The sequence below is a fragment of the Microlunatus endophyticus genome, assembly GCF_014646195.1.
In the GTDB taxonomy this organism is placed as follows: Bacteria; Actinomycetota; Actinomycetes; order Propionibacteriales; family Propionibacteriaceae; genus Microlunatus; species Microlunatus endophyticus.
Window position 1 is genome coordinate 101225 of record NZ_BMMZ01000013.1, and the last position, 18821, is coordinate 120045.

Annotated in this window: 18 protein-coding genes; 7 read left to right on the forward strand and 11 right to left on the reverse strand. The window is 68.3% G+C overall.

Annotated elements, in window-relative coordinates:
• Nucleotides 1-28: 28 nt before the first annotated feature.
• On the forward strand, nt 29-2062 hold the full coding sequence (locus tag IEY07_RS20475; RefSeq protein ID WP_229670408.1) for a GMC family oxidoreductase: 2034 nt from the start codon (nt 29-31) through the stop codon (nt 2060-2062).
• Nucleotides 2059-3297, forward strand: a complete 1239-nt coding sequence (locus tag IEY07_RS20480; RefSeq protein WP_188897350.1) for an Nramp family divalent metal transporter — start codon at nt 2059-2061, stop codon at nt 3295-3297. Before IEY07_RS20475 ends, IEY07_RS20480 begins: the two co-directional genes overlap by 4 nt.
• Here the strand turns inward: IEY07_RS20480 and IEY07_RS20485 are convergent.
• Nucleotides 3290-4231: a GNAT family N-acetyltransferase gene (locus IEY07_RS20485; protein ID WP_229670410.1), complete on the reverse strand. Its 942-nt coding sequence runs from the start codon at nt 4229-4231 to the stop codon at nt 3290-3292. The genes IEY07_RS20480 and IEY07_RS20485 overlap by 8 nt on opposite strands.
• 73 nt (nt 4232-4304) lie before the next feature.
• Here IEY07_RS20485 and IEY07_RS20490 point away from each other — a divergent pair, with 73 nt between their 5' ends.
• Complete coding sequence (locus IEY07_RS20490) at nt 4305-5897, forward strand: 13E12 repeat family protein (protein WP_188897351.1); 1593 nt, start codon at nt 4305-4307, stop codon at nt 5895-5897.
• On the opposite strand, the gene IEY07_RS20495 is transcribed toward IEY07_RS20490, so the two are convergent.
• The 5 genes from IEY07_RS20495 to IEY07_RS20515 are packed head-to-tail and all read right to left on the reverse strand — an operon-like array spanning nt 5882 to nt 11218.
• Nucleotides 5882-6508 (reverse strand): Maf family protein, encoded by a 627-nt coding sequence (locus IEY07_RS20495; protein ID WP_188897353.1) that lies wholly within the window; start codon nt 6506-6508, stop codon nt 5882-5884. The genes IEY07_RS20490 and IEY07_RS20495 overlap by 16 nt on opposite strands.
• Before the next feature lie 13 nt (nt 6509-6521).
• Nucleotides 6522-8201: a DUF885 domain-containing protein gene (locus IEY07_RS20500; RefSeq protein WP_188897355.1), complete on the reverse strand. Its 1680-nt coding sequence runs from the start codon at nt 8199-8201 to the stop codon at nt 6522-6524.
• 10 nt (nt 8202-8211) lie between these two features.
• Nucleotides 8212-9405 carry an MFS transporter gene (locus IEY07_RS20505; RefSeq protein WP_188897357.1) on the reverse strand — a complete coding sequence of 398 codons (1194 nt, stop codon included), beginning with the start codon at nt 9403-9405 and terminating at the stop codon, nt 8212-8214.
• Nucleotides 9406-9446: 41 nt separating this feature from the next.
• The gene (locus tag IEY07_RS20510) at nt 9447-9653 is read right to left on the reverse strand and encodes an acyl-CoA carboxylase subunit epsilon (protein WP_188897359.1); all 207 of its coding nucleotides are present in this window, start codon (nt 9651-9653) and stop codon (nt 9447-9449) included.
• Nucleotides 9650-11218, reverse strand: coding sequence for an acyl-CoA carboxylase subunit beta (locus tag IEY07_RS20515; RefSeq protein WP_229670412.1), 1569 nt, complete (start codon nt 11216-11218; stop codon nt 9650-9652). The genes IEY07_RS20510 and IEY07_RS20515 overlap by 4 nt, the downstream gene beginning before the upstream one ends.
• A 40-nt stretch (nt 11219-11258) precedes the next feature.
• Between IEY07_RS20515 and IEY07_RS20520 the strand changes: the two genes are divergently transcribed.
• Genes IEY07_RS20520 through IEY07_RS20530 form a run of 3 tightly spaced genes read left to right on the forward strand, consistent with a single transcriptional unit; the run spans nt 11259 to nt 13350 of the window.
• A complete protein-coding gene (locus IEY07_RS20520; protein ID WP_229670414.1) occupies nt 11259-12068 on the forward strand; it encodes a biotin--[acetyl-CoA-carboxylase] ligase in 810 nt (269 codons plus the stop codon).
• A 21-nt stretch (nt 12069-12089) separates the two neighbouring features.
• Nucleotides 12090-12605, forward strand: a complete 516-nt coding sequence (locus IEY07_RS20525) for a PH domain-containing protein (RefSeq protein WP_188897363.1) — start codon at nt 12090-12092, stop codon at nt 12603-12605.
• Entirely contained in the window at nt 12577-13350 is a 774-nt protein-coding gene (locus IEY07_RS20530) for an enoyl-CoA hydratase/isomerase family protein (protein WP_188897365.1), read from the forward strand. Before IEY07_RS20525 ends, IEY07_RS20530 begins: the two co-directional genes overlap by 29 nt.
• Nucleotides 13351-13353: 3 nt before the next feature.
• On the opposite strand, the gene IEY07_RS20535 is transcribed toward IEY07_RS20530, so the two are convergent.
• Both IEY07_RS20535 and IEY07_RS20540 read right to left on the reverse strand, forming a co-directional pair.
• Nucleotides 13354-14208 carry a sugar phosphate isomerase/epimerase family protein gene (locus tag IEY07_RS20535; protein ID WP_188897367.1) on the reverse strand — a complete coding sequence of 285 codons (855 nt, stop codon included), beginning with the start codon at nt 14206-14208 and terminating at the stop codon, nt 13354-13356.
• 5 nt (nt 14209-14213) lie between these two features.
• Nucleotides 14214-15443, reverse strand: a complete 1230-nt coding sequence (locus IEY07_RS20540) for an MFS transporter (RefSeq protein WP_188897369.1) — start codon at nt 15441-15443, stop codon at nt 14214-14216.
• A gap of 71 nt (nt 15444-15514) precedes the next feature.
• Here IEY07_RS20540 and IEY07_RS20545 point away from each other — a divergent pair, with 71 nt between their 5' ends.
• Nucleotides 15515-15943: a GtrA family protein gene (locus IEY07_RS20545; protein WP_308422962.1), complete on the forward strand. Its 429-nt coding sequence runs from the start codon at nt 15515-15517 to the stop codon at nt 15941-15943.
• On the opposite strand, the gene IEY07_RS20550 is transcribed toward IEY07_RS20545, so the two are convergent.
• The 3 genes from IEY07_RS20550 to IEY07_RS20560 are packed head-to-tail and all read right to left on the reverse strand — an operon-like array spanning nt 15894 to nt 18820.
• Nucleotides 15894-16634 carry a gamma-glutamyl-gamma-aminobutyrate hydrolase family protein gene (locus IEY07_RS20550; protein WP_188897371.1) on the reverse strand — a complete coding sequence of 247 codons (741 nt, stop codon included), beginning with the start codon at nt 16632-16634 and terminating at the stop codon, nt 15894-15896. The two genes, IEY07_RS20545 and IEY07_RS20550, sit on opposite strands and share 50 nt — an antisense overlap.
• Before the next feature lie 13 nt (nt 16635-16647).
• Entirely contained in the window at nt 16648-17451 is an 804-nt protein-coding gene (locus IEY07_RS20555) for a 3-oxoacyl-ACP reductase (RefSeq protein WP_188897373.1), read from the reverse strand.
• A 10-nt stretch (nt 17452-17461) separates the two neighbouring features.
• Nucleotides 17462-18820 (reverse strand): aldehyde dehydrogenase family protein, encoded by a 1359-nt coding sequence (locus tag IEY07_RS20560; protein ID WP_188897375.1) that lies wholly within the window; start codon nt 18818-18820, stop codon nt 17462-17464.
• Nucleotide 18821: the final 1 nt, after the last annotated feature.

The following is an 18821-nucleotide window of genomic DNA, read 5'->3' on the forward strand; positions in this document are numbered from 1 at the left end:
GCGGGTCGATGGTCTATAACCGGTAGCTGTGACCGCCAACGTGAACGCGAGTACGCCGCCGGACCTGCTGAGCACCGTGATCGATGCGATCGTTCCGGCCGACGACTACCCGTCGGCCACTGCCGCGGGCGGCCTGGACTTCCTGCAGCGGATCCGCGAGCGCGAGCGGCCGGAGTGGAGCCGGCGGATCAACGCGGTCGTCGCCAGGATCGACGCTGCGGCCTGGCAGGTCGGCGGTAACGGCTTCACCGGACTGGACGCCGCAGGTCAGCAGGCCGCGTTGGCCTCGGTCGCCGGCGACCCGGAGGTCGCGTGGTTCGCCCGGCTGGTCAACTACGGCTACTACGGTGACGGTCCGCGTCCGGCCGCCTGGCAGATGATCGACTGGCATCCCGAACCGGAGGGTGGCTGGCCCAGTGACCTGCCCGCGCTTCCGTTCGATCGCGCCGGCCTGATCACCCCGGCTGAGCTCAGGACCCGCTACGACGCGATCGTCGTCGGCTCGGGCGCGGGCGGCGGGGCTGTCGCCCAGGTCCTCGCCGAGTCGGGCCGGTCGGTATTGATCATCGAGTCCGGCACCGGCCCGGCGACCTCGGTCCTCGATCATGATCATCTGCACAACCCGCGGTTGGACGCCGGTCTCGGCACGCTGACCGGGCCGACCGCAAACAATGCCAACACCGTCGGCGGCGGCACCCGCGTCTACGGCGCGCAGGCCTGGCGGTTCACCCCGCAGGATCTGCGGATGGCCAGCACGTACGGCGTTCCGGATGGCAGTTCGCTGGCCGACTGGCCGATCAGCTACGACGACCTCGAGCCCTATTACAGCGAGGTCGAGTGGCGCTTCGGCGTCAGCGGACTGGCGTCGGGCGACCCGTGGTCCGGCGTCCGGTCGCGGGACTATCCGATGCCGGCGGTGGTGTCCGGCAGCGGCCGACGGGAGTTGTTGGCCGCCGGCGCCGCAAAGCTCGGCTGGGGAACTGTGCCGCCGCCGCTGCTGATCAACTCCACGGACTATTCCGGCCGCGCCGGCTGCGTCCACTGCGCCATGTGCGTGGGATTCGCCTGCCCCGTCGAGGCCAAGTCCGGATCGCACAACACGTCGATCCCGGCTGCGCTGGAGACCGGGAACGGTTTCCTGATCGAGTCGACGACCGTCGAGAAGTTGATCACGGACGGGGCCGGCCGGGTCACCGGCGTCGCCGTCGTGGGGGAGCAGGGCGGCACACTCTGGCGCCGCGAAATCTCCGCCGGCGAGGTGATCATCTCCGCGGGTGCGGTGGCGACCGCCCGGCTGCTGTTGTCCAGCACCTCGGACCGGGAACCCGCCGGGATCGGCAACAACACCGATCAGATCGGCCGCCATCTCCAGGGCCATCTGTATGCCGGCGCGCTCGGCCTCTTCGAGGGCGAACAGTTCGGCCTCGACGGCCCGGGCCCGTCGATCGCGACCTGCGACTTCCGGCACGGCAACGACGGGCACGTCGGTGGGGGAATGCTCGCCAACGAGTTCGTACCGATCCCGGCCAGCACCTTCGACTATCTGGTCGGATCCGGTGTCTTCCCGCCGTACGGAACGGCCGCCAAGGCGGGCATGCGGCACTGGACCCGTCGGTTGGAACGGGTGGTCGGCCCGATCCAGGAGCTGACGACCGCCGACGCCCGGGTCCGCCTCGACCCGTCCGTACGCGACCGATTCGGCAATCCGGTCGCCGTGCTGACCGGTTCGGTGCATCCCGAGGACGCCCGGACCCGCGACTACATGACGGCCAGGGCGCGGCAGTGGCTCGAGGCCAGTGGTGCGACCGCCGTCTACTCCGCAGAGCCGGGCGGCCCGGGGCCGTCCGGCCCGAGCGCCGGCCAGCACCAGGCGGGAACCTGCCGGATGGGCACCGATCCGAAGACCTCGGCGACCGACCCGTACGGAAAGGTCTGGGGACACGACAATCTCTGGGTGGCCGACGGCTCGTTGCACGTCACCAACGGCGGCGTCAATCCAGTGCTGACCATCCTCGCGAATTCGCTGCGGGTTGCTGATCATCTGGTGAACGCAGGAGGATGACCCGGACACTGCCGGAGCGCGGCCGGACGCTGCTCTACCGCTCCCGGCTGCTCGGCCCGGCCTTCGTCGCGGCCGTCGCCTATGTCGATCCAGGCAACGTCGCGACGAACACCAGCGCCGGCGCCGGTTACGGCTATCTGCTGGTTTGGGTGCTGGTCGGCGCGACCCTGATCGCCGGGTTGGTGCAGTACCTGTCCGCCAAGGTCGGGCTGGTCACCGGCCGCTCGTTGCCGGAGTTGGTCGGTTCCCGGACCCGGCACGGGAGCCGGATCGCGTACTGGATCCAGGCCGAGTTGGTCGCGGTCGCCACCGATCTGGCCGAGATCATCGGCGGTTCAGTCGCCCTGCAACTGCTGTTCCGGTTGCCGTTGATCATCGGAGCCTTGATCACGACCGCGGTCTCGACGTCGTTGTTGATCATCCAGAACCGGACCGGGCAGCGGGACTTCGAACGGGTGATCTCCGGCTTGCTCGCCGTTGTGACATTGGGATTCCTGGCCGGGCTGTTCGTCAGGCCGCCGGATGCCGGCCGGACGTTGGCAGGCCTGGTGCCGCGACTCCGCGGCACCGAGAGTGCCCGACTGGCGGTCGGCATGCTCGGCGCCACGGTGATGCCGCACGTGGTCTACCTGCACTCGGCACTGGTCAGGGACCGGCACGGACCAGTGCGTGCTGATCGTCTGCCCGGCCTGATGCGGGCGACCCGGATCGATGTCGGGCTCGCCATGGGCGTCGCCGGAGCGGTGAATCTCGGCATGTTGCTCTTGTCCGCGAGTTCGCTGTTCGGCCGGGATGTGCGTGGGCTGAATGGTGCCTACCAGGCCCTGGAATCCCAGCTCGGCACGGTGATCGCCGTGCTGTTCGCCGTTGCGCTGTTGGCATCCGGGCTGGCATCGACCTCGGTCGGCGGCTACGCCGGCTCGGTGATCATGGCCGGGCTGCTCCGCCGCCGGATCCCGATCCTGGTCCGGCGGCTGCTGACGGCGATCCCTTCCCTGATCGTGTTGGCGCTGGGCTGGGATCCGACCGAGCTGTTGATCTGGTCGCAGGTGATCTTGTCGTTCGGGATCCCGTTCGCGCTCGTCCCGCTGGTCCGGATCGCCCAGGACCGTACGCTGCTAGGCGCCGCTCCGACCCGGCCATTCACGATCATGGTCGCCTGGGTCATCGTCGGTCTGGTGATAGCACTCAACCTCCTGCTGCTTGTACTGACCGCAACCGACGCTCTCAAATGAGCGCTGCGCAGACCCAGCCGCCGATGTCGCGCCGGCCCGCGAGCTCGGCCGCCCGGCGGGCGCCGAGATTGTCGTAGTGGATGGTTCCGATGATCACATCATGTCCGGATGGGCCCCGCGTCACGAGCGCCTCGGCAAGGAGCGTGGTCAGGCAGCGGCCCAGACCGCGTCCCCTGGCTGCCTCGGTGAGAATCAGCTCCGCGACCTTGTAGCCATCCAATCCCAGCTTGTGTCCGCGCTCGGCGCCGACATAGCCACTCCATCGTCCATCCAACAGCACGTCGTAGAGAGTTCCGACCCGGCGCAACTCGTCGAGATCCTCGGCAGACTCGATCGCTGCCTGACCAGGATGCTCCGGGTGGGCATGATCAACCGCGGCATAGGCGGCGCAGGCGTCGTCGTAATGGTCAAGATCCTGGGTGACCCGGAGTCCGAGGGCGGCAGGCACGTCGGCGTCGACGAGATCACGGATCGGCGCAGCGAGGAATCTCTTGTCCTGCCGGGTCTGCGGGTAGTGGCCAGCCGGATGCCGGCTCCACCAGCGCACGTAATGCGGTCGGATCGAACCGAACCGCTGAACGGCCGCGTGCCGCAGAAGCTCGACGTCTGAGTCGCCGGTGATCTCGCGGCTGAGTGCGGAGGCATCGACGAAGGACCGGCCGGGATCGCCGCCCTTCCATCGCGCACTCAACATCGCTGACAGATCGTCACCGAGCGGTTCCCAGGTGTTGAGGAAGTACTCGGTCGGCAGCTCGGGTCCGAACCGTTCACGGCGCATCGCCGCGAACTCGAGATCGGTCGCCATCCGCACATCGAGCTCGTGTTCGCGTGCGAGCAACCGGAGTCGCAGGTTACGCGGGGTCCATCTCGCCGTCGCTGGATGTTGCTGGGCCAGCGAATACTCAGCGAGCTGCTGTGCACTGGGAATGTTCATTGCAGCAGAGGTTTCCACAGGCTCCTCATCACGTCGAGAAGGAATGTCAGAGCCTCCGTCTAGCGTGGTTGTCATGGACGAACCGGTGCTCGGTGGCTTGGGACGGCAGGAGACACTTGCCGCCCTGGAGCAGTCCGTGCTCCGGGAGATTCGCGAGGGCTGCACCCAGATCGAGCTGACGGTGCACTGGGCGGTCCAGAATCCCGGCGAAGCGGTGCAATCAGGTGTCGTCCCGGGTCTGGAAAGGCGGATCCGGTTGGGCGGAGCCGGGACACCCGAGGTGGCCGAGTTCGCTCCGGTTGAGCTCGGTGCGGTGCTGGGACTGGCGGACTGGCAGGCGCGGGACCTGGTCGCCGACAGCCTCGACCTGCGCTATCGGTTACCGCGGCTGTGGGAGTTGGTTCTCGAGGGCCGGGTGCATGCGTGGCGCGCACGCAGGATCGCGAGCCGCACCCGGGAATTGTCGGTGGATGCTGCGGCACAGGTGGACGCCGATGTGTGGGAGTCGGTGGAATCGATGCCCTGGCAGAGGTTCTCCGATTACCTGGAGTCGAGGATTCTGCTCGCAGACCCGGGGCGCGCGATCCGGTTGGCTGAGAAGGCCAAGCGTGATCGCTACGTCGAGGTGTCTCGTCGCCCGCGGCATGGCACGAAGACGATCCGGATGCGCGTCGACGCTGCGGATGCGAATCTGTTCGAGGATTCCATCGCGCGCACATCAGCCATCCTGGAGGCGGCGGACCGGGCTGGAGAGTCCATCCCCGGCGTTGGCGACCGGGAGTCGGAATCGACGCAGGAGTTCCGGGCACAGTCGGTGGGAGTACTGGCCCAGCCGTTGCTGGCGGCGCAGGTGTTGGCCGGCAGTGGTGAGATCGGAGAGCCACTTCAGGAGCTGGTCGAGTTGGACGAGGAGACTCGCCGACCGGTGGTGACGCCGCGTCCGGATGATCCTCTGGGCGGTCCGGTGCCTCGCTCGGTTTCGGAGTGGTTGCTGAAGGCCGACCTGTCCAAGCTGCTGCCGCGGGCCATCCTGCACGTGCATATCGCCGAGGAGACGCTGCGGTCGGGGCTGGGGATCTGCCGGGTCGAGGATGTCGGCCCGATGATCGCCGAGCAGGTCCGCCGCTGGTTGGGCTCGGGGGTCCAACTGCGGGTGCAGCCGATCATCGACGCCAACGATCTGACGCCGACCGATACCTACGAGGTGCCGGCCAGGATGCGGGAGTCGATCTTCGCACGGTCGCCGGCGAGCTGCTTTCCGTGGTCGACGACCGTCTCCCGTCGAACCGATCTTGATCACACGGTGCCGTACCGGTCGGCAGGTCCGCCGGGCCAGACCTGGGTAGGAAACCTTGGGCCGTTGGGCCGGCACGAGCATCGGGTGCGGACCCACGGTGGCTGGCAGGTCTGCCAGCCGGCTCCAGGCACGTATCTGTGGCGATCGCCGTACGGGTATGTCTACGTCGTTAACCAGACCGGCACGCATGCCCTGGGCTGCAACGAATTCACCCGGACGATCTGGTCGGCGACATCATCGGCCCGGTCATCGGGACCGCCACAGCGGTCTGAACCGAGTCCGGCCGAGCTGCGACTCCGCGCGTTCATCCATGATCTTGATATCGGGATCGGAGCCGACACCCGGAGTTGGCGTCACGCCCCTGGCTGACCGGGACCTGTCCACAACTCCTGCCAGGTGTGGCCGGCGTCGATGATCATCTCGCGCAACAGCGGCAGGCTGATGCCGACCACGTTGTGCGGATCGCCCTCGATACCGGTCACGAACGCGCCGCCGAGACCGTCCAGGGTGAAGCTGCCGGCGACCACCAGCGGCTCACCGGTGGCCACGTACGCATCGATCTCGGCGTCGCTCAGGTCGGCGAAATGCACCACGGTCGTCGCTCCGCGGCCCTCGGCATGCACGATCGCGTCGTTATCGATCACGATCAACTGATGGCCGGTGTGCAGCACGCCCGAACGGCCGCGCATCATCCGCCAGCGTTCGACGGCGACGTCGGCTGTCCAGGGTTTCCCGTACGCGACCCCGTCGAGTTCCAGCACCGAGTCGCAGCCGACGACGATCACCGGCCCGGGGGTGTCCAGGAGTTGATCAACCACGGCCTCGGCCTTGAGCCGGGCCAGCGTCTGCGCGAGCCCAGCCGGATCGGCCGCGGTCACGCCGGACTCGTCGACGCCGGAGACGATCACCTCCGGCTGGATCCCCGCGGACCGCAGGGTCGCCAGCCGGGCAGGGGACTGGGATGCCAGCACGAACCGCATCAGATCCGCGCCATCAGATCCGGGAAAGGGCCGACCGCAGTGGGTCGAGTCCCATCGGACCGAGGTTGAGTGCATCGGCATGGAACTTGCGCAGGTCGAAGTCCGCGCCGGACCGCCGGCGGGCCTCGTCACGGGCCTGCAGCCAGATCCGTTCGCCGACCTTGTACGAGGGTGCCTGACCCGGCCAGCCCAGGTAGCGATCCAGTTCGAAGCGCAGCGTCGGCTCGTCGGTGGCCAGATTCTGCAGGAGGAATTCGAGCCCGGCCTGTGGCGTCCACCGCTCAGCCGGCCGGAAGCCCCACGGATTCAGGTCCGGGATCTTCAACTGCAGGTGCATGCCGATGTCGATGATCACCCGGATCGCCCGGAACGCCTGCGCGTCCAGCATGCCCATCCGGTTGCCCGGATCGCTGAGATAGCCAAGATCATCCATTAGTCGCTCGGCGTAGAGCGCCCAACCCTCACCATGACCGGAAACCCAGCACAGCAGGCGTTGCCAGCGATTCAGCTGGTCCTTGGCGTATGCGTTCTGCGCCACCTGCAGGTGATGTCCCGGCACACCCTCGTGGTAGACGGTGGTGACTTCCTTCCAGGTGGAGAAGTCGTCGATGCCCTCCGGCACCGCCCACCACATCCGCCCCGGTCGGGAGAAGTCCTCGGTCGGACCGGTGTAATAGATCCCGCCGTCATGGGTGGGGGCCAGGCAGCATTCGATCCTGCGGATCGGCTCCGGGATGTCGAAATGGGTGTCGGCAAGATCAGCAAGCGCCTGATCGGCGAGACCCTGCATCCAATCCCGGAAGGCCTCGGCACCGTTGATCTTGCGGCTCGGGTCGGCATCCAGGGCCTCGTAAGCGGCCTTGATATCGCTGTGTCCGTACAGATCCCGGGCGATCTGCTTCTGCTGGTCCTGCAGCCGTTCGAGCTCGGCCCAACCCCATTCGTACGTCTCGTGCAGATCGACGGTCGCGCCGAGGAAGTAGCGGCTGTTGAGCGCATAGCGCTCCTCGCCGACGGCGTCCAGGGTCGGTGCCTTCGGGGCGAGATCGGTCTCCAGCCAGCGGGCGAAATCGGTGAACGCCCGCCGTGCGGTTCCGGCTGCCTCCTGCAGCTCACCGGCCAGTGTGTCGCCGTATTCGGCGGGCATCGACGACACCAGCTCGTCGAAGAAGTCGTGCGAGCCGGTCTCGCCGGTCCAGCTGCGGATCTGCTCCGCGGCGCCGTTGATCTGCCGCAGCGCGGAGACGTTGCCTTGCGCGGCCTCCGCGGACAGCGTCTGTCGGGTCTGCGCCAACGGCGTACCGGCCGTACGCAGCCGGGCGGCGATGTTGCGCCATGCCTCCGGGCTGTCGGTCGGCATCAGGTCGAAGGTCTCGCGGACCTCGTGGGCGGCATCGGCGATCACGCTGACCCGGCTGGTGGTGATGTGCGCCTCGTACATCTCGGTCTGCAGGCCCAGCCGTTCGATCATCGCTTCCTTGGCGGTGTTCTCGCGCTCGTCGGACGGTGTCGCGGCATGGAGCGCCGCCAAAGCCCGCCGGTCCCGATCGGCGACTGCGGCGAAACCGTCCGGGGAGAAGTCGTCCCACTGATCGTCGTAACCGGGAATTCCCAGCGCGGTGGCCAGCGTCGGATGCTGGGCGATGCTGTCCGCGACATAGGTCTCGGCAATGTCGTCGATGGGTCGGCTCATGAGGGGGACCCTACCGGGAGCGTTGCTCCTGATTCTGGGGCGGACGGACGGCCGGGGCGCTGAGCAACGAGACCACGCAGACCACCGCGACCACCAGCAGCGAATGCCGGACGCCGACGTGGTTCCCGATGAAACCGAGCACCGGCGGTCCGACCAGGAAGGCGGCATAGCCGATCGTCGAGACCGCCGGGACCCGGGCCGCGGCATGCACGGGGTCGTCGGCGCCTGCCGACATCCCGACCGGGAATCCGAGGGCAGCGCCCGCACCCCACAGAACCGCCCCGACTGCTGCGAGATACGGATTCGGGGCGAACACGAAGATGAGCAGGCCGACGATCGCCGCCGTCAGGCAGCCCCGCAGCACGGGCACCCGGCCGAAGCGGTCCAGCAGCGCACTGCCGGCATACCGGAAGATCGTCATCGAGGCCACGAAGACCGCGAACATGATCGCGCCGCCGGAGCCGCCGACGTGGAAGCTGTCCACCGTTGCCTTGGCCACCCAGTCGTTGGCCGATCCCTCGGTCAATGCCGCGGCCAGCACCACCAGGCCGATCAGCAAGGTCCGCGGTTCGGTCCACGGCTTCCACCGGGAAGTCCTCGGTGCGTCGTGGTCGACGTGCGCCGGCAGGAAGGACCGGGTGGCGATCATGATCAGGATGGCGCCGAGAGCGACGACCGCCATCAGGTGCAGCCACAAGGGAACGCCCAGGCGCGCGAGCAGCCCGCCCAGCAGAGCGCCGGCGAATGCGCCGCCACTGAACGCGGCATGAAATTTGGGCATGATCGTCTTCGTGCCCCGGCGTTCGACCTCGGCGCCCTCGATGTTCTGCGAGACGTCCCAGATGCCCATCCCGAAGCCATAGCCGAAGAGCGCGATGCCGCAGGGGATCAGCCAGCCGAAGATCAGGCTGAAGGCCACCACGAGCATCGCCGTGCCGAGCAGTGCACCGGCCATCCGGATGGCTGCTGCGGTGCCGAACCGGCCCGCCAGACCGCCCGCCAGGGGAAGTCCGACGACCGATCCGAGACCGGTCATCAGCAGCAACAGTCCGAGGCCGCCGGGGGAGAGGTGGAAGATGCCTGCGACTGCGGGGAGGCGGGCCGACCAGCTGGCGAAAAGCAGCCCGTTGAAGCCGAACACCGAGAAGGTCGCGACCCGGGCCCGATCGACCGCAAGGGCCGCAGCTGCAGAAGTCGCGGTCACTGCTGAAGTCTAGGGACAGACCTCGGCAGTCATTGCATCGGTCACCAGCCCCGTACGGCCGCCTGCCATTTGCCCGGTCCCGGTTGGATCGGGGCGCCGACACTGCGCCAGTACGCCGCCCAGCTGGACTGCTGCGGCTCTGGTTGCGCCGGCTGGGAGCCGGATCGGGCGAGCAGCGCCGTGACCACGGCCGCGATCTCCTCGACGGTCGGACTGCCGCCCAGGAACGTGATCACGGGCTCGTTCATAGCGGAATGTTCCCATGCTTCTTGGGCGGCAGCTGCTCGCGCTTGGTCCGCAGCAGCCGCAGCGACTTGGTGATCTCGACCCGGGTCTGGTGCGGCGCGACCACGGCGTCGACGAACCCCCGCTCGGCGGCCAGATACGGGTTGGCCAGCTCCTCGTCGTACTCGGTGATCAACTCCGCACGCCGGGCGTCCGGATCCTCGGCCTCGGCCAGCTCCCGGCGATACAGGATGTTGACCGCGCCCTGGGCGCCCATCACGGCGATCTGGGCGGTCGGCCAGGCCAGGTTGATGTCGGCACCCAAGTGCTTGGAACCCATCACGTCGTACGCACCCCCGTACGCCTTCCGGGTGATCACGGTGACCAGCGGAACGGTCGCCTCCGCGTAGGCGAAGAGCAGCTTCGCGCCGCGGCGGATGATCCCGTTCCACTCCTGGTCGGTGCCGGGCAGGAAGCCTGGCACGTCGACGAACGTGACCACCGGGACGTTGAAGGCATCGCAGGTCCGGACGAAGCGGGCGGCCTTCTCGGAGGCGTTGATGTCCAGGCAGCCGGCGAGCACCGACGGCTGGTTGGCGACGATGCCGACCGAGCGACCCTCGACCCGGCCGTAACCGGTGATGATGTTGGTCGCGAACAGTGGTTGGGTCTCCAGGAACTCCTCGTCGTCCAGCACACTTGTGATCACGTCGTGCATGTCGTACGGCTGGTTCGGAGAGTCCGGGACCAGCGCATCCAGCTCGCGATCATGATCGTCGATCTCGAGATCGACGTCGGCCGGCAGCACCGGCGGCTCCTCGAGATTGTTCTGCGGCAGGTAGCCCAGCAGGTCCTTGACATAGCCGATCGCATCCTCCTCGTCGGCGCCGAGATAGTGCGCGTTGCCCGAGGTGGTGTTGTGGGTCCGGCCGCCGCCGAGATCCTCCATGGTGACGTCCTCGCCGGTGACGGTCTTGATCACATCCGGACCGGTGATGAACATCTGCGACGTCTTGTCGACCATGATCGTGAAATCGGTGATCGCCGGCGAATAGACCGCGCCACCCGCGGACGGTCCCATGATCAACGAGATCTGCGGGATCACACCGGAGGCGTGGGTGTTGCGGCGGAAGATCTCGCCGTACAGGCCCAGCGAGACGACACCTTCCTGGATCCGGGCACCGCCGGAATCGTTGATGCCGATCAGCGGGCAGCCGGTCTTGAGGGCGAAGTCCATCACCTTGACGATCTTCTCCCCGTAGACCTGGCCCAGCGATCCACCGAAGACCGTGAAGTCCTGGGAGAAGACGCAGACCGGCCTTCCGTCGACGGTGCCGAAGCCGGTGATCACTCCGTCGCCGTACGGCCGCCGCTTCTCCATCCCGAAGGAGGTCGACCGGTGGCGGGCGAATTCGTCGATCTCGGTGAACGAGCCCTCGTCCAGCAACAACTCGATCCGCTCCCGGGCGGTCAGTTTTCCGCGGGCATGCTGCTTCTCGATCGCATCGGCCGACCCGGCATGGACGGCTTCGGTGAGGCGTTGCTCGAGGTCGGCCAGCTTGCCGGCTGTGGTGTGCAGGTCGGGCATGAGCATGACCCTAACGGGTGGGTCGGTAGTGTCCGACGACATGTATGACGCGGATCCGCTGGATGCAGACCGGCTGCGTGAGTTGGTCGTCGGTGAGGGCCTGTGGCGTCAGGTCGACGTGGTCGCCGAGACCGGCTCCACCAATGCCGACCTGGCGGCGCGCGCGGCGGTCGGGGACGCGGGCCATGGTTCGGTGTTGCTGACCAGCTACCAGTCCAGCGGTCGCGGACGGCTGGACCGGACCTGGTCCGCGCCGCCCGGGAGCAGTCTGGCGATGTCGATGCTGGTGGTGCCCGGCGACCTTCAGGACGGGCCTGGCTGGCAGCGCTGGACCTGGCTGCCGCTGATCTGTGGCATGGCGGTCTCCGAGGCGATCCGGCGGGCGACCGGTGTACCCACGGTGCTGAAATGGCCCAACGACGTGATGGTCGGTGACCGCAAGCTCTGCGGCATCCTGGCCGAGCAGGTCAGCACCCCGCAGGGGCTCGGCTGCGTGATCGGCGTCGGGATCAACACCGACCTGACCGAGGACCAGTTGCCGGTCCCGTGGGCGACCTCGTTACTGCTGTGCGGCGCCAGCACGCGCAACAAGACCAGCATCGCGGCGACGGTGTTGCGCGCCTTCGCGCTGCTGTACGCGAACTGGCACGACGATTTCGACGCTGACGCCCTCGGGCGGGCCTATGTCGAGCGCTGCGCCACCATCGGCCGCGAGGTCCGGGTAGTGCTGTCGGAGCGCGAATCGGTCACCGGTCAGGCGACCGCTCTGGACGCGGACGGCCGGTTGGTGGTGCGGACCGCGGACGGCACCCAGGTGTTCGGCGCCGGCGATATCACCCACCTGCGCTGAGGGGTGGGTACCGTGGCTGTCATGGGTCTGCCGCGGAAACTGCTCGGCGAGGGCGAGCATGTCGAGGTCCAGGTGCGGACCCATGCCAAGAAGCTGATCCCCGCGGCGCTGCTGTTCATCCTGCTGGCCGCGGCCGTCGGCTTCGGCTGCGCCCTGGTGCCGGCGGACATGACGCCGATCGGTCAGTACGTCGTGATCGTCGTCGGCCTGGTGCTGTGGATCTGGTGGTGCCTGGTGCCCTTCCTGCGGTGGCGGACCACGACCTACACGATCACCAACCGCAGGGTCATCACTCGGACCGGCATCGTCGCCAAGACCGGCACCGACCTGCCGTTGGTCCGGGTCAACGATGTCAGTTACGACCGGAGCCTGACCGACCGGATCCTCGGCTGCGGCACGCTGAGGATCCAGACAGCGGGGGAGAACGGCACCGTCGTCCTGGACGACGTGCCGGAGGTCCGGCGAGTGCATCTGATCATGACCGAACTGCTCTTCGGGGAGGTGGCCGATGACCATCAGAGTCGAGCGACCTGGTGATCACGTCGCCGAGATCGTGATGGATCGGCCGGAGGCGTTGAACGCGGTCGATACCGCTCAGGCCCGGGCGATCGACAGCGCTTGCGCCGGTCTCGCCGATGATCACGGTGTTCGGGTGGTGATCTTGTCGAGCGCGATCGCCAAGGCGTTCTGCGTCGGTGCGGACCTGAAGGAACGCAACGCGCTGTCCGATGACGAGCTCGCGGCTCAACGGCCGGTCTCCCGGCGGGCGTACAACTCGGTGCTCGAGCTGCCGATACCGACGATCGCTGCGGTGGAAGGCTTTGCGCTCGGCGGCGGCTGCGAGCTCGCACTGTCCTGCGACCTGATCATCGCCTCCGACACCGCGGTCTTCGCGCTGCCCGAGGTGGGCGTCGGGGTGATCCCCGGCGGTGGTGGCACCCAGCTGCTGTCCCGGCGGGTCGGACTCAACCGGGCCGCCGACCTGATCTTCACCACCCGCCGGGTCCCGGCGGACGAGGCGTACGCGATCGGGCTCGCCGACCGTCGTACGACCGCCGGCACCGCCGCGCAGGCAGCGCGAGAACTCGCCGCCGAGATCGCCCGGAAGTCGCCGGTCGGGCTGCGCAACGCCAAGCGGGCGTTGCGGGAGGGTTTCGACCTGCCGATCGCCGAAGCACTCGAGGTCGAGGACCGGGCCTGGCGGGACACCGCCTTCTCCGCGGACCGGGCCGAGGGGGTCGCCGCGTTCGTCGAGAAGCGGCAACCCCGCTGGTCGGACTGAGCGCTACGCGGCCGGGCCGTTGATCGCCCGGTCCAGCCGCGACGAGACGTCGGCCAGCACCTCGTCCACCGGCAGCTCGGCCAGTGATTTCATGAAGGGTTCGACCTTGACCGGGCCGCTGTAGCCGGCCGCCCGGACGGCGTCCATGAAGCCGGCCAGATCGATCACCCCGGTTGATCCGGGCAGGCGGCGGTCGAGATCCTGCTGCTCATCGCGCTGCCGGTCGTCACGGGCGTCGTTGATGTCGACCGAGACGATGTCGGCATCGGTCAGCCCGACCAGATCGATGGCCGACTCGCCCGCGGTGTACCAGTGGTAGCTGTCCAGGATGAGTCCGATGTTGGGCTTGCCGACGTCGGCGATCAACTCCAGCGCCTCGCCGATCGAGTGGATGAAAGCGAAGCGCTCGGTCGACCAGAAGGTCTTCGGGCCGATGTACTCCAGGCCGAGCCGCAGCCCGGCGTCGGCGAGCAGGTCGGCGACCAGATGCAGCCGGCTGACGTGCAGCACCCAGTTGCGCCGGTAGGACAGATCGTCGTGCATCGGCCGGACCCAGGTGCCGACGCGAGTGACCCCGGCCGCACTCAGCAGGCCGAGGGTCTCCGGCAGACCGTCCAGCGAGGCACGGAACTCCTCGGCGGGTGCGGTGAGGGCGACGGGCACGTTCGAGATGCCCCAGCTCAGGCCGCGCTCCTGCACCGAGGCGGCATGTTCGGCGATCGCAGCCTTGCTGCCGAGACCGCGCAGGTAGGCCAGATCGGGATCGACGCCGCCGAAGCCGTGCTTGGCGGCCAGGTCGATCGCCTGGGTGTGGTCGAGGGACAGTCCGAGAGCTCCAGCGCTCAGGTTCGAGAACATGATCATCACCCTAGTGCCGGTGCCCGGCGGCGGCTGATCCGCACCACCGCCGCGTGCAGGCACAGGGTGAGCAGCAGGATCCCGGCCGCGACCACCAGCAACCGGTGCGGCGGGTTTCCCGCGGCCAGGGTGAGGCCCCCCAGCCCGCCGCCCAGCGCCGAGCCGAGTGAGATCGCGCTGCCGTTGAGCGCCATCACGATGGCCGCCGAATCGGGCGCCATCGAGGCCAGCCGGGCCTGCTGCGGGACCGCTGCGCCGCCGTTGCCGATCCCGGCCGCGAAGAACCACACCAGCGCCAGCACCACCAGGCTGGCCGCCGAGGCCGTACTGATGCTGATCGCCCCGGTGACGGCGTTGACGAAGAGGCCGATCAGCCAGATGGTCAAGATCCTGACAGGCGTGAAGCGGTCCACCAGTCGCCCGGTCACCCAGTTGCCGACCATGGAGGCCAGGCCGTAGCCGAACATGACCACGATGATCTTCCACCCGTGGGCGCCGAGATGCAGCGGACCGGTCAGGATCAGCACCGCATAGGTGAAACAGGTGTAGCTGGCGCAGAGGATCCCGGTGGAGACCAACAGCCCGGCGACCAGCCGGGGCGTCCCGAGTGGCCGGAGTCGCTCCCGCAGCGAGCCGGGCGGCAACTGCAGATGCGGCAGCTTGATCATGATCCCGACCAGGGCCACGGTGCCGACCACGGCGACCATGATCAGTGGGAAGCGCCAGTCCGACTGGCCGAGGAGCAGGCCGACTGGGACGCCCAGCGCGGTCGCGGTCATCCAGCCGCCGAGCACGAAGGACAGCGCCTTGCCGCGGTGCTCGACCGGCGCCAGGTGGATCACGTAACCGGTGATGGCGGCGTTCATCACCGCCGCACCCAGGGCGGCGATCACGCGGCCGCAGACCGCGATCGGATACACCGGAGCCAGGGCGGTGATCAGGTTGCCGATCACGAAGAAGGCGATCGAGCCGACGATCGTGCGCCGCCGCTCCCAGCCGCTGGTCACGGCGCCGAGGACCGGTGCGGAGAAGGCGACGGTGAGTGCGAAGACCGACACCAGTTGGCCGGCGGCCGCGTTGCTGACGCCTAGGCCGTGGGAGATCTGCGGCAACAGCCCGGCCAGCACGTAGCCGTCGATGCCGTTGGAGAAGGTGGCGACGGCGAGCCAGATCAACGCGTTGTACGGGAGTACTGATCGCGGCGCGGCCACGCGGGACAATTCCGGCCCTGACATCTCTGCGACACGTCTCCCTCTGGTTTGTTGACGCACAGCATCTCAAGAGCTCGGGCGTCTACCCTTGTCGGGTGCCAGATCCCCAGCACCATCACCGGCTCAGCGTGCAGATGGTCAGATTCGTCCTGACCGGCGCGCTCTCGGCGGTGGTGGATTTCGGGATCCTGGTGCTGCTGATGCACCTCGGGTTGGGGCACACCCCGGCCAAGGCGATCTCGTTCGTCTGCGGCACCGCGACGGCGTACGCGATCAACCGCCGCTGGACCTTCCGTGCCGGCCCCTCGACCCGTCGCTTCCTCGGGGTGCTGGTGCTCTACGGCTGTACGTTCTTCGTCCAGGTCGGCCTGTTCGCCGTGTTGTTCCCGCTGTTTCAGGGCTGGGGCTGGCCGCTGATCGTGGTCCAGGTGGGCGCGTTCGTGATCGCCCAGGGAGTCGCGACGACCGTCAACTTCATCGTGCAGCGGGCTGTGATCTTCCGGCGTATTCGGCAGCTGCAGTGACCAGGCCGACGAACAGGCCGGCGTCCTGGCGCTCCTCCGGGTGCCACTGGACGCCCAGGTAGAAGCGGTCGCCCTCCTGCTCGATGGCCTCGACGGTGCCGTCGGCGGACCGCGCGGACACCGTGAAACCCGGGTGGGAGTCGATGGCCTGGTGATGGTGGCAGCTGACCGCCGCACACCAGTCGTCGATGCGCGGCCCGATCAGCGCGGCGACCCTGCTGGCCGGATCGACGGTTGCCGTCGTCTCGGTGAAGGTCGATCCGTCGCCGGAGTGCTGCTCGTGGCCGATCAACTCCGGCACGTGCTGGTGCAGGGTGCCGCCGCCGTGCACCGCCATCACCTGCGCGCCGCGGCAGATGCCGAGAGTCGGCAGCCCGATCGCTGCGGCCGCATCCAGCAGCGCCAGCTCCCAGGCGTCGCGGTCCGGCCGGGACGCCTGGGTCCGGGGATGCGGCGCGGTGTCGTAGCGGGCCGGGTCGACGTCCGGGCCTCCGGTGATGATCAGCCCGTCGAGTCGGGCCACGATCGCCGAGGCCAGTGCGGGAGCTGCCGCCGGCAGCATGACCGGCAGGCCGCCGGCCCGCTCCACCGATCCGGTGTAGGTGCGGGGGAGCAGATCGGCCGGGGTGGTCCAGACGCCCCAGGTCGCATCCTCCCGATAGCAGGACAGGCCGATCACCGGTGTGCTCATGACAGCTCCGTGATCACAGGGGCGTGACGTAGGCCGCGGAGATACCGCCGTCGACCAGGAAGGTGCTGGCAGTGATGAAACTCGACTCGTCCGAGGCCAGGAAGAGCACCGCATTGGCGATCTCCTCCGGCTCGGCGAACCGGCCCATCGGGACGTGCACCAGCCGGCGTGCGGCGCGCTCCGGATCGGAGGCGAAAAGCTCCTGCAGCAGGGGAGTGTTGACCGGTCCCGGGCAGAGCGCGTTGACCCGGATCCCGGATCGGGCGAACTGGACGCCGAGCTCCCGGGTCATCGACAACACCCCGCCCTTGGAAGCGGAGTAGGAGATCTGCGAAGTCGCGGCGCCCATAACCGCGACGAAGGACGCGGTGTTGATGATCGATCCGCGACCCTGCTCGGTCATGATCGACAGTGCCGCCTTGCAGCACAGGTAGACACTGGTCAGGTTGACCTGCTGCACCTTGTTCCAGGCGTCGAGGTCGGTGTCCAGGATGGAGTCGTCCTCCGGCGGTGAGATGCCCGCGTTGTTGAACGCGATGTCCAGGGATCCGTACGTGTCCCTCGCCGCGGCGAAAAGCGCTGTGACCTGTCCGGGATCGGTGACGTCGGTGCGTCGGTAGAGTCCGCCGAGCTCGTCGGCGAGCTCCGGGCCGCGCCGGTCGTCGATATCGCCGATCACGACCCGGGCGCCCTCGGCGGCCAGCCGGCGGGCGGTAGCCAGCCCGATCCCGGAACAACCGCCGGTGATCACCGCGACTTTGTCCTGTACGCGTGCTGAGCCGGTCAAGGTCCCTGAGCTGGTCGAAGGGCCGGTCATCGCATTCCTTTCACTCCTGGCTGAAGAAGACATTCTTCTCCTCGGTGTACGCGTCCGCAGCGTCCGGTCCGAGTTCGCGGCCGAGCCCGGACTGCTTGTAGCCGCCGAACGGGGTCCAGTAGCGCACCGAGGAGTGGGAGTTGACGCTCAGGTTGCCGGCCTGGATGCCGCGGGAGACCCGCAGCGCCCGACCAAGATCACGGGTGAAGATCGAACCGGACAGCCCGTAGTCGCTGTCGTTGGCCAGCCGGATCGCGTCTGCCTCGTCGGCGAACGGGAGTACCGAGACGACAGGGCCGAAGATCTCTTCGCGCCAGGTGCGGTCGGTGGTTGAGCGGCCGAGCAGCACGGTCGGCGGCATCCAGTAACCCGGTCCGTCCGGAGCACTGCCGGTGTAGGCGACATCGGCGCCGTCCAGATAGCCGCGGACCCGCTCCAGGTGCCGGGCCGAGACGAGCGGCCCCATCGCGGTTGCCGGGTCGGCCGGATCGCCGACCGGCACTGCCTTGACCGCCGGCTCGAGCAGTTCCAGGAAGCGGTCGACGACCGAGGACTGGACCAGGATCCGGGATCGGGCGCAGCAGTCCTGGCCGGAGTTGTCGAAGACCGCCCCCGGGGCTGCGGCCGCGGCGGTCTCGAGGTCGGCGTCGGCGAAGATCACGTTGGCGCTCTTGCCGCCGAGCTCGAGGGTGCACCGCTTGAGCTGGCCGGCGCACCCGGCCATGATCTTCTTCCCGACCGCTGTCGATCCGGTGAAGGTGACCTTGCGGACCAGCGGATGGGTGACGAACCGGTTCCCGACCACCGGGCCCTCGCCGGGTAGCACGGTGAAGACGCCTTCCGGGATACCCGCCTCGAGCGCCAGCTCGGCCAGCCGGAGCGCCGTCAGCGGTGTCCATTCGGCCGGTTTCAGCACGACGCAGTTGCCGGCCGCCAGGGCCGGCGCGAAGCCCCAGCCGGCGATCGGCATCGGGAAATTCCAGGGCACGATCACGCCGACCACGCCGAGCGGCTCGCGGAAGGTGATGTCCACTCCACCGGGCACCGGGATCTGCCGGCCGAAGAGCCGCTCCGGCGTCGCCGAGTAGTAGTTGATCACGTCCCGGACGTTGCCGGCCTCCCAGCGGGCGTTGCCGATCGGATGCCCGGAGTTGCGCACCTCCAGATCCGCCAGCTCGCCGAGATGGTCATCGACGACCGCCGCGAAGCGGCGCAGCAGCCGGGCCCGGTCACCGGGCGCCAGGTCGCGCCAGGCCGGAAAGGCGCGATGAGCTCGCTCGATCGCCGCGTCGGTCTGCTCGAGGGAAGTCATCGCGACCTCGGTGATCTGCTCCTCGGTCGCGGGATTGATCACGCTGAAGCTCTGCATG

Bases quoted from the DNA above. Each gene is read 5' to 3' on its own strand.
- IEY07_RS20480 (WP_188897350.1), top strand. From the start codon at position 2,059: ATGACCCGGACACTGCCGGAGCGCGGCCGGACGCTGCTCTACCGCTCC.
- IEY07_RS20485 (WP_229670410.1), bottom strand. From the start codon at position 4,231: ATGAACATTCCCAGTGCACAGCAGCTCGCTGAGTATTCGCTGGCCCAG.
- IEY07_RS20490 (WP_188897351.1), top strand. From the start codon at position 4,305: ATGGACGAACCGGTGCTCGGTGGCTTGGGACGGCAGGAGACACTTGCC.
- IEY07_RS20495 (WP_188897353.1), bottom strand. From the start codon at position 6,508: ATGCGGTTCGTGCTGGCATCCCAGTCCCCTGCCCGGCTGGCGACCCTG.
- IEY07_RS20500 (WP_188897355.1), bottom strand. From the start codon at position 8,201: ATGAGCCGACCCATCGACGACATTGCCGAGACCTATGTCGCGGACAGC.
- IEY07_RS20510 (WP_188897359.1), bottom strand. From the start codon at position 9,653: ATGAACGAGCCCGTGATCACGTTCCTGGGCGGCAGTCCGACCGTCGAG.
- IEY07_RS20515 (WP_229670412.1), bottom strand. From the start codon at position 11,218: ATGCCCGACCTGCACACCACAGCCGGCAAGCTGGCCGACCTCGAGCAA.
- IEY07_RS20520 (WP_229670414.1), top strand. From the start codon at position 11,259: ATGTATGACGCGGATCCGCTGGATGCAGACCGGCTGCGTGAGTTGGTC.
- IEY07_RS20525 (WP_188897363.1), top strand. From the start codon at position 12,090: ATGGGTCTGCCGCGGAAACTGCTCGGCGAGGGCGAGCATGTCGAGGTC.
- IEY07_RS20530 (WP_188897365.1), top strand. From the start codon at position 12,577: ATGACCATCAGAGTCGAGCGACCTGGTGATCACGTCGCCGAGATCGTG.
- IEY07_RS20535 (WP_188897367.1), bottom strand. From the start codon at position 14,208: ATGTTCTCGAACCTGAGCGCTGGAGCTCTCGGACTGTCCCTCGACCAC.
- IEY07_RS20540 (WP_188897369.1), bottom strand. From the start codon at position 15,443: ATGTCAGGGCCGGAATTGTCCCGCGTGGCCGCGCCGCGATCAGTACTC.
- IEY07_RS20550 (WP_188897371.1), bottom strand. From the start codon at position 16,634: ATGAGCACACCGGTGATCGGCCTGTCCTGCTATCGGGAGGATGCGACC.
- IEY07_RS20555 (WP_188897373.1), bottom strand. From the start codon at position 17,451: ATGACCGGCCCTTCGACCAGCTCAGGGACCTTGACCGGCTCAGCACGC.
- IEY07_RS20560 (WP_188897375.1), bottom strand. From the start codon at position 18,820: ATGCAGAGCTTCAGCGTGATCAATCCCGCGACCGAGGAGCAGATCACC.